The sequence below is a fragment of the Streptomyces sp. A01 genome (assembly GCF_059026195.1).
This window is the reverse complement of sequence record NZ_JBWLKN010000027.1, coordinates 62,574-77,321: the sequence shown is the minus strand read 5'-3', so window position 1 is coordinate 77,321 and position 14,748 is coordinate 62,574. Positions and strand designations below refer to the sequence as shown.

General features: G+C 72.2%; 11 protein-coding genes. 2 read left to right on the top strand and 9 right to left on the bottom strand.

All coding sequences use genetic code 11. The annotated features are described in order from the left end of the window. Nucleotides 1–2: 2 nt before the first annotated feature. On the bottom strand, nt 3–878 hold the full coding sequence (locus AC5P1B_RS28855) for a hypothetical protein (protein WP_493890855.1): 876 nt from the start codon (nt 876–878) through the stop codon (nt 3–5). A gap of 690 nt (nt 879–1,568) precedes the next feature. On the opposite strand from AC5P1B_RS28855, the gene AC5P1B_RS28850 reads away from it, so the two are divergent. Next, the gene (locus AC5P1B_RS28850) at nt 1,569–3,836 is read left to right on the top strand and encodes an MMPL family transporter (protein WP_493890854.1); all 2,268 of its coding nucleotides are present in this window, start codon (nt 1,569–1,571) and stop codon (nt 3,834–3,836) included. Nucleotides 3,837–4,051: 215 nt separating this feature from the next. On the opposite strand, the gene AC5P1B_RS28845 is transcribed toward AC5P1B_RS28850, so the two are convergent. The 5 genes from AC5P1B_RS28845 to AC5P1B_RS28825 all read right to left on the bottom strand — a co-directional run bounded on the left by AC5P1B_RS28845 (nt 4,052) and on the right by AC5P1B_RS28825 (nt 9,995). After that, a complete protein-coding gene (locus tag AC5P1B_RS28845) occupies nt 4,052–5,284 on the bottom strand; it encodes a CDP-alcohol phosphatidyltransferase family protein (RefSeq protein ID WP_493890852.1) in 1,233 nt (410 codons plus the stop codon). 138 nt (nt 5,285–5,422) lie between these two features. After that, entirely contained in the window at nt 5,423–6,631 is a 1,209-nt protein-coding gene (gene mgt / locus AC5P1B_RS28840) for a macrolide-inactivating glycosyltransferase (protein WP_493890850.1), read from the bottom strand. Nucleotides 6,632–6,814: 183 nt separating this feature from the next. Then, nucleotides 6,815–8,098: an extracellular solute-binding protein gene (locus tag AC5P1B_RS28835; protein ID WP_493890849.1), complete on the bottom strand. Its 1,284-nt coding sequence runs from the start codon at nt 8,096–8,098 to the stop codon at nt 6,815–6,817. Beyond that, nucleotides 8,098–8,949 (bottom strand): carbohydrate ABC transporter permease, encoded by an 852-nt coding sequence (locus AC5P1B_RS28830; protein ID WP_493890890.1) that lies wholly within the window; start codon nt 8,947–8,949, stop codon nt 8,098–8,100. Before AC5P1B_RS28830 ends, AC5P1B_RS28835 begins: the two co-directional genes overlap by 1 nt. A gap of 77 nt (nt 8,950–9,026) precedes the next feature. Beyond that, nucleotides 9,027–9,995, bottom strand: coding sequence for a carbohydrate ABC transporter permease (locus AC5P1B_RS28825; protein ID WP_493890847.1), 969 nt, complete (start codon nt 9,993–9,995; stop codon nt 9,027–9,029). Between the two features lie 484 nt (nt 9,996–10,479). Between AC5P1B_RS28825 and AC5P1B_RS28820 the strand changes: the two genes are divergently transcribed. Further along, nucleotides 10,480–11,355: a phosphotransferase enzyme family protein gene (locus AC5P1B_RS28820; RefSeq protein WP_493890846.1), complete on the top strand. Its 876-nt coding sequence runs from the start codon at nt 10,480–10,482 to the stop codon at nt 11,353–11,355. A 181-nt stretch (nt 11,356–11,536) separates the two neighbouring features. Here AC5P1B_RS28820 and AC5P1B_RS28815 read toward each other — a convergent pair whose 3' ends face one another. The 3 genes from AC5P1B_RS28815 to AC5P1B_RS28805 form a co-directional block, all read right to left on the bottom strand. Next, nucleotides 11,537–12,262 (bottom strand): 3'-5' exonuclease, encoded by a 726-nt coding sequence (locus tag AC5P1B_RS28815; RefSeq protein WP_493890845.1) that lies wholly within the window; start codon nt 12,260–12,262, stop codon nt 11,537–11,539. Between the two features lie 154 nt (nt 12,263–12,416). Then, nucleotides 12,417–13,376, bottom strand: a complete 960-nt coding sequence (locus AC5P1B_RS28810; RefSeq protein WP_493890844.1) for a hypothetical protein — start codon at nt 13,374–13,376, stop codon at nt 12,417–12,419. A 128-nt stretch (nt 13,377–13,504) separates the two neighbouring features. Beyond that, nucleotides 13,505–14,746: a DUF5919 domain-containing protein gene (locus tag AC5P1B_RS28805; RefSeq protein WP_493890842.1), complete on the bottom strand. Its 1,242-nt coding sequence runs from the start codon at nt 14,744–14,746 to the stop codon at nt 13,505–13,507. Nucleotides 14,747–14,748: the final 2 nt, after the last annotated feature.

The window sequence follows — 14,748 nt, the reverse complement described above, 5'->3', positions numbered from 1 at the left end:
CGTCAGCGGGACACACGCCGCGTCGCGTGCCGTACGCCGCTGAACGCCAGCCGGACCTGGCGGGAGATCCGCTTGCGGGCCTGGCGTCCGGCCTCGCGGACCATGAAGGTCAGCAGCGGCCGGGCACTGGCCTTGATGATCAGTACGAAGCAGTCCGTGGCACCGATCCGGTCGGCGAAGAACGCGTCGAGCTCCGCCTCACCGCTGCGCGGCGTCTCGCCGTACAGCTGCGACAGGATGCCGTGCAGCGCGTCCTTGATGACGAGCTTTTCGGGGTCGAAGGTCTCCGGGGCGTGGCCGAGCCACTGCGCCGCCTCAGCGCCGATGCGCCGGACCTCGCCCGGCACCGGCCGCCCCGGCTGCGGGAAGACGTGGCCGGGCCCGAAGTTCTTGGTGAATCCGGCGTGTATGCCGGGGTTCTGGGTGCGCAGGATGAGATACGTGTGCCCGAACGGGTTGCGCAGCAGCACCTCGGATATCAGGAACCTCGCCTGTACCCGGGCGGTCAGCTTGGACCTGCGGTGCTCGGGGAGCAGACCGGCCGCGTCGAGGTACATCGCGCGCTTCCCGGCGAACCGCTTGCGGTGGTAGCCCGCCCAGCCGACGACCTCATCATCCGGCGCGAGGGTCAGCGTGAAGTTCGAGACGTGGTCGAAGAAGTTCTGTTCCTTGCGTGCCTTCCAGTAGCTGGAGTGGTCCGTGTCGAACGTGCGGCTGGCGACGTCGGCCACCAGGTCGTAGATGCGTTCGCGGCAGTCCTCGGCAAGCCTGGCCGGTGCTGTCCAACTGGCCGAGCGATAACCGTTGTGGAGGTTGCGCACCGTGGGAGGCGCCGAGAACCCGCGCAGGTCGGCTTCGCTCAGTCGTAACGTACCCACTGTCAGTCATCCTCGTCTCTCGTGCGGGGTGCCGGAATCGTGTAACAGTCTAAGCACGGTACGTGTCGGTAAGGTGACCACAAGACGACCGCAGGACCAGCCAAAGGCGTGCAAACGTCGCAGGTGAGTGAGCATGTGACCGACATAACTCGGGTCCCTGGCCGGTCTGTTGTGGCCTTGGCCACCACTACAGAGGGTGCGGTTCCGGTGCCGGGTCACGTGGGGCGGAGCGGCGCGCGCCGACCGCCGGGGAGGCGGGAGGCCGACCGCCGCGCCCCGTGGGGGTGGGGCACGACGGCCGGCTGAACGCGCTGCGCGAGCGGAGGGCACGGCCATCTCGGGCAGCTTGTCCGCAGGCCGCGGAGGGACGCTGGAATGGTCCACTCCGAGGTGACTCGAAACTCTGGCCGATGAGCGGGGCCCAGCACAACCGACTTCAGGTGTTGTGAGATACCCAACGCCCCTCCCGCCCCGCGAATCCCCGCGACAGCGGCGAAGCGGGCCGGTGCTCTGACAAGGCTGCCGCGATGTACCCACTCGTCACACGCAACGGTCTTTACGTGTAAGGGCCTTGAACCAGGTCCGCTAAGGGACCGGACCCGCCCCAGGCAGGATGGTCCGCCGTCAGGGCCGCCCTAGCGTCGTATCCAAGGGCGCGGCACGGTGCCGCCGGGAATTGCAGGGGACGCTGTGACGGACACGGACCGGATAGACAGACCACGCGGAATAGCCGCCCGCGCGGCGGACTGGAGCGCGCGGCACCGCTGGACCGCGGTGGGCGGCTGGCTGCTCTTCGTCGTCCTCGCGCTGGCGGTCGGCTCGATGACGGGCCGGGTCGACGTGAGCGGCAGCGACGAGGTACCGGGCGAGGCCGGGCGGGCCCACGGCATCCTGGACGAGCGGGGCATCACCAGCCCCGCCTCGGAGATGGTGCTGGTCCGCGCCAAGGACACGGGGAAGACGGCCGCTGACCCGGCCTTCCGCGAGGCGGTGGACGGCGTCATGGCCGCCGTACGCGAGACCGGCGAGGTCACCGCCGTCGAATCCCCCTACAAGGCGGACGCGATCTCCTCCGACCAGCGGGCCGCTGTCGTCCAGTTCGAGATGCGCGGTGACCCGGACGACGCGACCGAGCACATCGAGCCCGTCCTGAGCGCGGTCAAGAAGGAGGCGGGCAAGCACCCGTCGATGACCATCGAGCAGTTCGGCGACGCCAGCGGTGAGAAGGCGTTCGACGACGCGTTCGGTGACGACTTCAAGCAGGCGGAGTTCTCGGCGCTGCCCGTCGCGCTCGGCATCCTGCTCATCGCGTTCGGCGCGCTGGTCGCCGCACTGCTGCCGGTGGCCCTCGCGATGACCGCGTTCCTGGCGACCACGGGACTGGTCGCCGTCGTCAGCCACGTGGTGCACATGAGCGACACCGCCAACTCCGTGATGCTGCTCGTGGGTCTCGCCGTCGGCGTCGACTACTGCCTGTTCTACCTGCGGCGCGAGCGGGAGGAACGGGCCGCGGGGCACGACGCGCAGACCGCGTTGCGGATCGCCGCGGCCACCTCGGGCCGGGCCATCCTGATCTCCGGCGTCACCGTCATCGTGGCCATGGCGGGCATGCTCTTCACGGGCATCGCCGAGTTCCAGGCCATGGGCCTGGCCACGCTCATGGTCGTCGCCGTCGCGATGACCGGCTCCGTGACCGTGCTGCCCGCGCTGCTGTCCCTGCTCGGAGACCGGGTCGAGAAGGGCCGCATCCCCTTCCTGCGGAAGCGGAGTTCCGGCGGCAGCGGCGAGAGCCGGTTCTGGCGCGCGGTCCTGGCCCGCGTGCTGCGCCGTCCCAAGGTCTCCGTCGCCCTCGCGGGCGGTTCGCTGATCGCCCTCGCCCTGCCCGCCCTCGGTATGCACACCGCCAACCTCAACCTCGACCAGGAGTTCGGCGACTCGCTGCCGATCGTCGCCTCGTACCAGCACATCAACGAGGCGTTCCCGGGCGGGCCCGAGCCGGCCCGGGTCGTCATCAAGGCCGACGACATCAACGCGGCCCCCGTCCGCGCGGCGATCAGCGCCTTCCGCGACCAGGCCGTCGACAAGGGCGCCTCCAAGGGGCCGGTCGAGGTGACCGTCCACGACAAGGAGAACGTCGCCGTTGTCAACGTGCCGCTCATCGGGGGCACCGACGAGAACAAGAGCGAGCGGAGCCTGGACATCCTGCGGGACGAGGTGCGGCCCGCCACGCTCGGCGAGGTCGACGGGCTGTCGGCCCCGATCGGCGGCGACACCGCCTCATCCAAGGACTTCACCGACCAGCTCGGCGCCAGCGTCGCCCCGGTCTTCGGCTTCGTCGTCGTCTTCGCCTTCCTGCTGATGCTGATGTCCTTCAGGTCGCTGACGATCGCGCTGACCTCGATCGTCCTCAACCTGCTGTCGGTGGGCGCGGCGTACGGCATCCTGACCGCCGTCTTCCAGCACGGCTGGGGTGCCGGGCTCGTCGGCGCCGAGGGCGTCGGGGCGATCGTGGCCTGGCTGCCGCTGTTCCTGTTCGTGATCCTCTTCGGGCTGAGCATGGACTACCACGTCTTCGTGGTCTCCCGTATCCGTGAGGCGTGGCTGCGCGGCCGCAGCACCGAGGACGCGATCGTCCACGGCGTGGTGACCACGGCGGGCGTGGTGACGAGCGCGGCGGTCATCATGGTCGCGGTCTTCGCCATCTTCGGAACGCTGTCGATGCAGAGCATGAAGCAGATGGGGGTGGGGCTCGCGGCCGCCGTGCTCATCGACGCGACCATCATCCGCGGTGTGCTCCTCCCCGCGGTCATGTCCCTGCTCGGCGAGCGCAACTGGTATCTGCCGAAGTGGCTGCGGTGGCTCCCGGACCTCAGCCATGACGAGCCGGCCCCGGCGGCCCCGGCCGCCGCTGTCGCCGCGGGTTACAGCGATGACGAGCAGGAGCGGGTCAGGGCCTGACGGGCGGGCGGCCCCTTCCCGGCCTGCGGGCAGGAGCGTCACGTCGCCGCAGGCGGGCGGGCGGGAACCAGGCGAGCTCGATCACGCCGGGCCCCGTTCGGTACGTACGGCGGCGGGCGGACAGAAGCGAGCGGCCCGCGGGAGTCCACCCGGGGGCCGCTCGCTGGTCTGCGCTGGTCTGTCCGGTACGCGCCGGGGAAAAACCGGACGCGGTGTTACGCGTGGGTCGGAGCGGCCTGCGCCTGCGGGACCTGGGACACCGGGCCACTCTCGCCGCCGGGGACTCCAGCATCGCCGGCGTCGCTCGAAGCCACCTCGTAGGAGTTCATCGTGCGGGTGAAGTCCCGGGTGGACAGCAGCAGCTTGTAGATGATGGCGAGCTCGAAGACGAGCAGCAGCGCGCCGGAGACGACGGTCGCCCCCACCACCAGGTCCAGCGCGGGCCCGATGATGAACACGCCCATCTGGAACTCGATGCCGCTGACCAGGTGGGCCCGCACCCGGCGGCGCAGCAGGAAGGACCGGCAGCGCAGGTACCAGGGGAAGCGGCGGCGGAACTCCTGGTGCAGGTCCACGACCTCGGCCTTGCGGCGGCGCTTGGCGGGGGCGGCCCCGTCCGCGGCGGCCTCCGCCCCGTCCGCGAGCGCGGCGGCCGGCTCGCCTTCCGCGTCCAGGGCCTGCCGCACGACGACGGGCTCGCCGGTCCCGGTGGCGTACGCGGGAGTCCCAGCCGCGTCGCGGACCGGGTTGGCCCACAGGGTGGGGTCGGCCGCGCGGCGGGCTTCCTCAAGCTCTTCGGCCTCGGCGGCCTGCTCGGCCGCCAGTTCGGCGACGGTCGCCTGGTCCTGCTCGATGTCCGCTGCGGGGTTGTCGCGGAGCAGGTCCTCCATGAAGGCCAGTTCGGCCGTGTTCTCCGCCTTGCGGGCGGCACGCACCCGCGCCTTGATCTGCTTGCGCATCCCGTGCCGGATCTTGAAGATCTCCAGCGAGTCGATGTAGCGCAGCGCGTCCAGGGACGTCACCGCCAGCGCGAGCCAGATGTAGACGACGTCGTCAGTACGGGCGTACTGGCCGCCCATGAGGGCGACCGCGCAGACGATGACGCGGACGCGGTCGAAGACGAAGTCGAGCCAGGCGCCGAAGACGGACCCCTGGCCCGTGAGCCTGGCGAGCTTTCCGTCCATGCAGTCGAGGATGAAGCTCAGGTGGTAGAGCAGCGCACCGAGCAGCAGCCAGGTCCAGTCGCCCTTGAGGAAACACGCGCCGGAGGCGATGCCCAGGAGCAGCGCACCCCAGGTGATCTGGTTGGGGGTGACGCGGGTGTACTTCGCGGTCCAGCGGACCAGCGGAGTGGCCACCGGGTCCACCAGCAGCACGGTCCACCACGCGTCCCGCTTCTTCTCGGTGAGGCGGCGGACTTCGGCGAGTGGGGGTATGTCTCGGGGCATGGTCAACTTCCTGGCGTCCTGATTCGAGCTCGCCACGGTAGGTATGCCGTTCCATGAGGAACAAGACGCCAGCCGCACAACCTTTACCCGTGGTTAACCGTCGCCATGTACAGGACAGTCGACGTCTGCCCCAGCGCCTCAGCCCGGCAGCACGGCCTCGATGAGGTCGGCGGCCTGCCGGGTGCCCCCTTCGGCGGCCATCCGCTGCCGCACCCGCCGCGTCGCCGCGGCGACCTCCGGGTCGCCGACGAGGGCGAGCACCGCCTCGCGCAGCGCGCTCGCCGTGGCCTCCCCCTTGGGAAGATGCCGGGCCACGCCCAGCTCTTGCAGCATGGCGGCGTTGCCGAACTGGTCGACCGCCTGCGGCACGGCGACCATGGGCACGCCGCTCGCCAGCCCCTCCTGGCTGCCGCCCGCCCCGGCGTGGGTGATGAACGCGTCGGCCTGCCGGAGGATGGACAGCTGCGGCACCCAGCTGTGCACCTCCACGTTGCCGGGTATCGCGCCCAGCTCCGCGGCGTCGACGTGCTTGCCTATCTGAAGCACCATGTACCACCCGTCCAGGCCGCCGAACGCCTCCAGGCAGGCCCGGTAGAAGTCCGGCTCCTTGGTGTAGGAGGAGCCGAGCGAGACCAGCAGCACCTTGGTGTCCGCGCCGAGGCGCTCCGGGCGCCGCCACGTCCCCTGCTCGGCGCGGTCGCCCTGACAGGCCCCGACGAAGGTGAACACGGACTGGTCGACGCGGTCGTAGTGCGGCTGCAGCACGCTGGGGATCAGGACGATGCCGCGCTCCGGCCTGGCGACGAGGCGGTCCGGGTCGGTGTGCGTCATGTCGTTCTCGGTGAGCCAGCGCTGGAAGCGGTCGTGGTAAGCGCGGCCGCGCGGGGTCGTCTTCAGCTCCTCGTACATCTGGGCCGCCACCTCCTCCTCGTAGCCGTCCCAGGCCACCAGGTTCGGTACGAGCTGGAGGGCGGGGACCTTCCAGCGGTGGGCCAGGACGGGCGCCGGGTAGGAGGTGATGTCGTGGAGGACGAGGTCGGGCTCGTCGCCCGCGTAGGCGGCGGCCAGCTGCGGGAGCACCGCGAGGGCATCGTTCAGGAACGGCTCCAGATTGTCGATCAGCTCGGTGCCCCATGCCTCCGGGTCGTCGTCGGTCGGCAGGGTGGAGGTGTAGATCTTCGGTTCGGCACCGGTCCCGGCGACCTTCTCGGCGAAGGACTCGGGGATGGCGTAGGTCACCCGGTGGCCCCGCGCGACGAGTTCGCGGATGACTTCGAGGCTCGGGTTCACGTGGCCGTGGGCGGCGATGCTGAACATGGCGATATGGGCGCGCGGCGGTGTGGTCATGCGCCGACCATAAACGAGACGAGACGTCTCGTGCAACCTTCTTTCCTGCCGGGGTGCGGGAGCGGGCGCTCGCGTTTCCTGCCGCCTCGCGGCCGGTCCCGGCGCCTCGCGGCCAGGGCCGAAGAGAGATCCGTGCGCGGGTCGCGCGGTGGTCGTGCCCGCTTTCCCGCCGCCGTGGTGGCCTCAGCGCTGGTAGCGCGCCAGCACCAGATTGCCGTCCGCCACCAGCCGGTCCGCCAGCTCGCCCTCGCCGATCGCGCCGCTGTAGTACTCCTGGAGCGCCGGGGTGGCGATCTTGTCCTTCCACTCGGGATAGCCGCGTACCGACTGGGCGGGCGCCGACCGCAACTGCCCCGCGAGGGCCGTGCCGGTCGCCCAGCCGTGCTTCCGGGTGCGCAGCGCCGGGTCGGCCAGCGCCCGGCTGCCGGTCGGCAGCAGCCAGTCGCCGAGGGCGAGGCGGACCATGTTCGCGGGCCGGAGCAAGAAGGCGATGAAGGCCATCGCCTCCTCCTTGCGGCGGCAGTCCTCCGCGATCGACAGCGTCTGCGGGCTCACGCCCTGCCGCTGGTCGCCGCCGGGACCCGCGGGCGCGGGCAGCGCCACCCAGTCGAAGCCCCTCGGTGCCTGCTGGACGATCTGCTGCCGGTAGGAGAAACCGAGCAGCACCATCGCGTACTTGCCGCCGAAGAAACCCGGCAGCGTGTCGGCGCCGCCCATGCCGAGCGTGCTGCGGGAGGCGGACCGGTCGGTCACGGTCTGGTCGTGGATGACGCGCGGGACCAGCCGCTCGGGCTCGTCGAAGCGGATGGTGACCTTGCCGTCGCCGCCCCGGTAGAACATCCGCCCGGCCGTGGACAGCGAGAGGTTGAGCGTCGCCGAGACCGGCTCCTTGAGCGACCAGGCGACTCCGTACGCGCCGTCGCGGGTCAGCCGCTTCGCGACGCCGCGGAACTCCTCCCAGGACCAGGGGTCGTCCGCGGTGGGCAGCCGCGCCCCTGACATGGTGAGCAGCCGCCGGTTCGCCATGATCATACGCGGTTCCTGGAGGAACGGCACCCCGTACAGCCGCTGGTCGAAGGTCGCCGTCTGCCTGCTGGGCGGAGGGATGTCCCGGCGCAGCCCGGACGGCAGCAGTCCGGTCAGGTCGGCGAGGTAGCCGCCGTACGCGAAGTCGGCGAGGTCGTCCGAGGCGTCGTGGATGATGTCCGGCGCCTCGCCGCCCTCGAACGAGGTGAGCAGCTGGTCGTGCACGGTGGTCCAGCTGCCCTGGACGTACCGCACCCGGGCCTTGGGGTGGGCCGCGTTCCACTCGGCGACGAGCCGCTTGTTGATGTCCACCGACTCCTTCTGCCACGCCAGCGACAGGAAGCGCAGCTCCCCCCGGCCGTCCCCGCCGCCGGAGCAGCCGGGCAGCAGGGCGGCGGCGGTCGCCCCGGTCGCGGCGGTGAGGAAGCGGCGGCGGCGCATCAGTGCTTCACCGCCCCGGCCAGCATGCCGCCGGTGATCCGCCGCTGGATGAAAGCGAACAGCACCAGCGAGGGAACCGTCGCGAGCAGCGCGGCGGCGGCCAGGGGGCCGAGGTCGGCGACTCCCTCGGTGCCGAGGAAGTGGGTGAGGACGACCGGCATGGTCTGCTTCTCCGGGGACTTGAGGAGGACGAGCGCGAAGAAGAACTCGTTCCACGCGGTGATGAACGTGAACAGGGCGGTCGCCACGATGCCGGGCGCGAGCAGCGGAGCGGTGACGGACACCAGCGTGCGGAGCTTGCCCGCTCCGTCCACGGCCGCCGCCTCCTCCACCTCGCGGGGCACGGCCCGTACGTACCCGGTCAGCATCCACAGCGCGAACGGCAGCGACCACACCACGTACACGAGGATCAGACCGGGGACGGAGTTGATGAGCTGGAGGTCCTTCAGGACCAGGAACAGCGGGATGATCACCAGCACGAAGGGGAACGCCTGGCTGACCACCACCCAGCCGGTCGCGGCCCGGGAGAGCGCGGAGCGGTGCCTGGCCATCACGTACGCCATGGGCGTCGCCAGGACCACCGCGATGACGGAGGCGGACGTGGCGGCGATCAGGCTGTTTCCAGCGGCGCGCAGCAGGGGCTGCTCGTCGAACGCCTGCCGGAAGTTGTCCAGCGTCGGCTTCTCGGGCAGCCAGGTGGGGTGCAGGGTGGCCAGCTCCGCCGGAGGCTTGAACGCGGTGGACAGCAGCCACAGCAGCGGGAACGCCAGGAACACCAGGTAGCACACGAGCGCCAGGTACTGGCCGGTGCGGGCGGCGCGGCGGCCCCGGCGGGAACGGGCCGCGCCCAGGCCGGGACCGCCGCCGGGACCGCCGCCGGGCGCGCCGCGCCGGCCGGGGCGCCGGGCGGCGCCGGAACCGGTGGTCTTCACTCGTTGTCCCCCTTCAGGCGTCCGGCCAGATAGACGGCCAGCAGAACGGAGATGACCGCGACCATCACGCAGCCCATCGCCGCCGCGTAGCCGAACTGGCCGTAGCGGAAGGCCTCCTCGTACGCGAAGAGCATCGGCAGCCGGGTGCGTCCCCCGGGGCCGCCGCTGGTCAGCACGTAGACCAGGGCGAAGGAGTTGAAGTTCCAGATGAAGTTGAGCGCGGTGATGGCGAGGGCGACCGGTCTGATGGCGGGCCAGGTGACGGTGCGGAACCGGCGCCAGGCTCCGGCGCCGTCCACCGCCGCGGCCTCGTGGAGTTCGCGAGGCACGCTCTGCAGCCCGGCCAGCAGGGCGACGGTCGTCTGCGGCATGCCCGCCCAGACGCCGACGATGACGACGGCGGGCAGGGCGGTGGACAGACCGGTCAGCCAGTCGGTGCCGTCCCCCAGCCGCAGGTCGCGCAGCGTCTCGTTGAGGATGCCCGCGTCGGAGTGGTAGACGAGCCGCCACATGATGCCGACGACGACCTCGGGCATCGCCCAGGGCACGATCGCCAGCGCCCGTGCCAGCCAGCGCATCCGCAGATCCTGGCTGAGCAGCAGCGCGAGACCGAGGGCGAGGAGAAACTGCGGCACCGTCACCCCCAGCGCCCACACCAGGCCCACTCTGAACGACTCCCAGAAGAGTGAGTCCTCCAGCAGGTCCCGGAAGTTGAGGAGGCCGATCCACTCGGTGGGTTCGGTGCGGCCCGACTGGGAGTCGGTGAACGCCAGCGAGATGCCGTACAGCAGCGGTCCGACGCTCAGCAGGAGGATCGGGATCAGCGCGGGCAGGACGAGGAACCACGCGCCGTGACCGGTGCGCCCGCCGGTGTCCCGGAGGCCGCGCTCCCTCCCCCTCGCCGGACGGCTGTTCGCGCTGTCAGCATCGCTGGGCGACCGCTTCCGCGCGGCCTTCGGTCTCACGGCAGGGGTCTCCTTCGTGGCACGGGCACAGCATGGGACACCGCCCAGCGGCGGCTGGGGGGCCGGGGCGCCCGGTCAGGAGGCCCACGTCATCGTGCTGACGGCCCGTGACGCAGTCAAGCGTCACGCCGTACGCGGTGTCCGCGCACGGCTCCCGGCACCCGTTCAGGTCCGTCCCCGCCAGGCGGCTGCGGTGCCCGCGCCCGGTGCGAGCGGCGAGCCCGCAGGGCGCGCGCCCTGGGGGCCCTCAGCCGGTGGCGGGCTTCTCCCGGCGGACGCGGAAACCGGCCCGCGCGGGCGCGCGCCAGGCAGCCGCAGCCGGGCATTGACGCCGCCCAACCGGCCCCGCGCGGGCGCGCGCCAGGCCGGGCGGCCGGTACCCCGGGTGTGCTGCCAGACTGATCGGTGATCATCCGGGCGGCCCCGGCCTCGGTGCCGCCCGGTCCTGGCGGCGCGACGGGCGCGCGAGGAGGAAGGGGCAGGCGTGAGGGACACGGCGTTCACCGAGCAGCGGGCGCGCGAGGTGCTCGCGGACGCGGGACTCGCGCACACGGCTCCGGCCGCGTCCCTGCTCACCCTGGGCGAGAACGCCGTGTTCGGTGTCGGCGAACTGGTCGTCAGGATCGGGCGCGAACGCGGGCTGTGGGAACGGGCCGACCGGGAACCGCGCGTCGCCGCCTGGCTCGCGGCGCACGGTGTTCCCGCGGTACGCCCCGCCGAGCCCACGGCCAGGCTGGTCGACGGCCACCCGGTCACCCTCTGGCACCGGTTGCCCGCCGCCCGACGGCCCGCCGGGCCACGCGACCTCGCCGTACTCCTGCGCCGCGTGCACGCCCTGCCCGAACCGCCGTTCCCCCTTCCCCGGCGCGACCTGCTCGGTGGCGTGGAGCGCTGGCTGCGGCTGGCCGGAACGGCCATCGACCCCGCCGACGCGGCCTACCTGCGGGCCCGCCGCGACGATGTCGCCGCCGCCGTCGACGCGCTGACACCTCACCTGCCACCGGGGCCGGTGCACGGTGACGCGCTGCCGCGCAATGTGCACATCGGCCCGGACGGCCCCATCCTGGTCGACCTGGAGACCTTCGCGAGCGACCTGCGCGAACACGACCTGGTCGTCATGGACCTGACCCGCGACCGGTACGGGCTCGCGCCGGACGCGTACGACAGCTTCGTCGACGCGTACGGCTGGGACGTCCGTGACTGGGAGGGGCGCGCCGTGCTGCGCGGCGCGCGGGAGACGGCGAGCTGTGCGTGGGTCGCCCAGCACGCGCCGGGGAACCCGGCCGCGCTGGCCGAGTTCCGCCGCCGGGTGGCTTCGCTGCGTGACGAGGACCCGAGTGTGCGGTGGCACGCCTTCTAGCCGTGTCCGGCCGATCGTGCGGAGGGGCGGCGGGAGCCCCTGTCCGTGTGTCGCGAACCGCGAGTGCGTTCTCTGGTCGCGCAGTTCCCCGCGCCCTGACGGGCACGTCCCCGGCCTCCCCGGCGGGACCAGGGGCCGCGCGCACCAGCGCCAGCGCCAGGCCCGCCTTCGCCGCCCCGGCCTACCCGGCTATCGCCTCCGCCTCGCGGACCGGCCAACTGCCGTCCACCACCGCGTCCAGCGTGCCCTTGCGGCGCAGCCACGACTGGAAGTCGGCCGCCCACTCCGCATACCACCCGATCTGCTTGCGGTGCAGCTCCCACAGGTCAAGCCGCGCCACCTGCTCGTGGCGCTCGGCGACCGCGCAGGCCACCAGCGCCGCCGCCAGCGCGTCAGCCCCGGCCTCATGCGCACGGTCGAGCACGACGCCGTACTCTCCGCAGACCGCCTCCAGCGTGCGCTTGCCCCGGCGGTAGCGGTCGACGGAGCGGTCTATCGTGTACGGATCGACGACCGGGCCCACGACCGCGCCCGGGCCGAGGCGCTCCTCCAGCGACGGCAGGCCGTGCCTGCGCAACTCGGCCGCCAGCATGCTGAGATCGAACGCCGCGTTGTACGCGACGACCGGGGTGCCGGCCCGCCAATGGGCGGTCAGCGTGGCGGCTATCTCCTCGACCACCTCGCGGGCGGGCCGCCCCTCGGCCGCCGCACGCTCCGAGCTGATGCCGTGCACGGCGACCGCGCCGTCCGGGATGGGAACTCCCGGGTCGGCCAGCCACTCCCTGCCGCCCACGAGTTCCCCGCCGCGCACCTCCACGACCGCCGCCGTGACAATGCGTGCCTCGCGCGGGTCGGTGCCCGTCGTCTCCAGGTCGAAGCCGATCAGCAGCTCCCGGTGCCAGCCCATGGCGGCCCTCCTTCGCGGTGCGTCCCCCTGATGTTCATCAGCCTCCCACGCGCCACTGACAACGGGACGGAACCGGCTCTGGCGGGCGGACGCCGAAGCGGCGCGGGAGAGCTCTCCGGCGGTACGGGCATCCAGGTCACGCCGGGGGCGTGAACTAGCCGGTGGGGACCCGGACCTCGGTGCGGATGCCGTCCACGCGCGCGGCGAAGGCGTCCAGGTCGATGGATTTCGGGTCCGCCGTGACCGTGGCGGCGTCGCTCTCCATCACCGAGCCGAGCGTGCTGGAGTCGGCCCACACACAGGAGGGCAGGGAAAGCTTCTGCCCGCCCGACTTCTTGACCAGTACCTCGCAGGTCAGCGGCTCGGTAGCGCCAGGCGGGGTGATCTCGCGGCGGGGGGCGCCCACTTCGGCGTCCTCGCCGCTCTCCGTGCCGTCGAGGAAGCTGTCCTTGACGAACTCGGGGCTGGAGATGTGCCCGTAGAACCCGCTGAGGACGAGCTGGCTGGTGCCGCTCGCCGTGGAGTACTGCCCTGCCGTGCTCTTCACCTGGCGCACGCCGAGGCCCTCATCGGGCACCTGCGAGTCGAACTGGTCGCTCATGTCCTTGGCGAGCGAGTACTTACCGCTGGACAGCTTCTTGGGCAGAATGATCTTGTACGTGCCCCCATCGGCTCCGCCCGTGGGCGAGGGAGCCGCGCTGGACGCACTCGCGCTGGGGCTGGGATCGGCCGAGGGGCTCTCGCTCGTCTTGGCCTCGTCGCGCTTGCCGTCGTCGTCGCTGTCATCGCCGTTCAGCGCGAACACCGCGCCCCCGATGATGAGGGCCGCCGCGACGACGGCGCCGACGACGATCGCGACGGTCTTGCCGGAGCCGTTCCCCGGCGGCGGACCGACCGGTCCTCCACCGGGCCCCATCGGTCCCCCGCCCTGCCCTCCGCCGTACGGCGGTCCGTACGGCGCGCCGTACTGCGGCCCGTACGGGCTCTGCGGCGGATACGCCTGGCCAGGCTGGCCGGGCTGGGCCGGCTGCCCGAACTGTCCGGGCTGGCCGGGCGGCTGGCCGCCCTGCGGGGTGCCGAAACCGGGCTGCTGCGGGGGCGGGGGCATCGTCACGTCTGCGGTCTCTCTCCATCTGGCAGGTTCACGCAGCGTATCCCGCGCGCCCGCCGCCGGTCCCGGGCACCCTCATACCCGCACGGGGCGGGCCCCGGCGGCGGTCGCGACACCGGGCGTGAATCCGCTCAGGACACCGGCCGTGAGTCCGCCCAGGTGCCCTCGAACTCCTCGCGGTAGACGTCGAACAGACCGTTGTCCTCGTCCCGGCCCTCCCGGACCACTTCACGGGCCCGGCCCCCGGCCCGCAGCACCAGCACCGGCGCCTCCATCCCCCTGGCCCTGCGCAGATACGACTGGATGACACCGAGCCCGTCGGCGGAGTCGCCGTTGATGAGGTAGGCGGTCACGCGCGGCGTCTCGTCGAAGACGTGGATCTCGAAGGCGCCGGGGTCCCGCAGCCTGGCCCGCACGCGCCGCATGTGCATGATGTTCATCTCCACGGAGCGGCTCAGCTCGGTCTTCCGCAGGCCGAGTTCACGCTCCCTGCGCCGCACCGCGCTGCTCGCCGGGTTGAGGAACAGCAGCCGTATCCGGCAGCCGGTCTCGGCGAGCCGCACCAGCCGTCGGCCGGAGTAGTTCTGCACCAGGAGATTGAGACCTATCCCGAGGGCGTCCAGCCGCCGGGCGCTGCTGAACAGGTCCTCGGCGGGCAGCTGCCGCTGGAGCCTGACCCGGTCGGCGTGGACGCCCACGACGTCGGCGTAGCGGTCGCCCACGAGGTCCTCGACGGCGTCTATCGGGAGCCGGTCGCTGGACGGCGTCCCCGCGCCGCCGCCGAGGATGTCCAGGAGCCGGGCGGAGGCGCGTTCGGCCTGGTCCAGCACGGTGCGGGAGAGCGCGCGGTTGCGGGAGACGACGTTGCGGGCCACCTCCAGCTCGTCCAGGGCCAGCTCCAGCTCGCGCCGGTCGTCCAGGTAGGGCGCGAAGCACGGCCAGTGCTGGACCAGCAGCTCGCGCAGCTGCGGGAGGGTGAGGAAGCTCACCACGTTGTCGTCGGCCGGGTCGAGGAGGTAGCCCTTGCGGCGGCTGACCTCCCGTACGGCGACGGCGCGCTGCACCCACTCCTGCCCGGCGGGGCCGGCGGCGGCGACCACCCACTCGTCGCCGTGCACCGGCTCGTAGACGGGCTGGAGCACCGCGCGGACCACCGCCCGCAGCCGCTGCTCGACGAGGTTCAGCCAGATGTAGGCCCGGCCTGCCCGCCGCGCGCGCGTGCGCACCTCGGACCATTCCTCGGTGCCCCAGTCCAGTTCCGCTCCGATCTCCATCGGCCGCGCCAGGGACACCGCGCCGGGTGGTGCGTCGGTGGCGCCGCCCCCCGGGGTGCTCTCTTCCCCAGAGGGCAGCTCCAGCCCGCCCGAGCTCACCT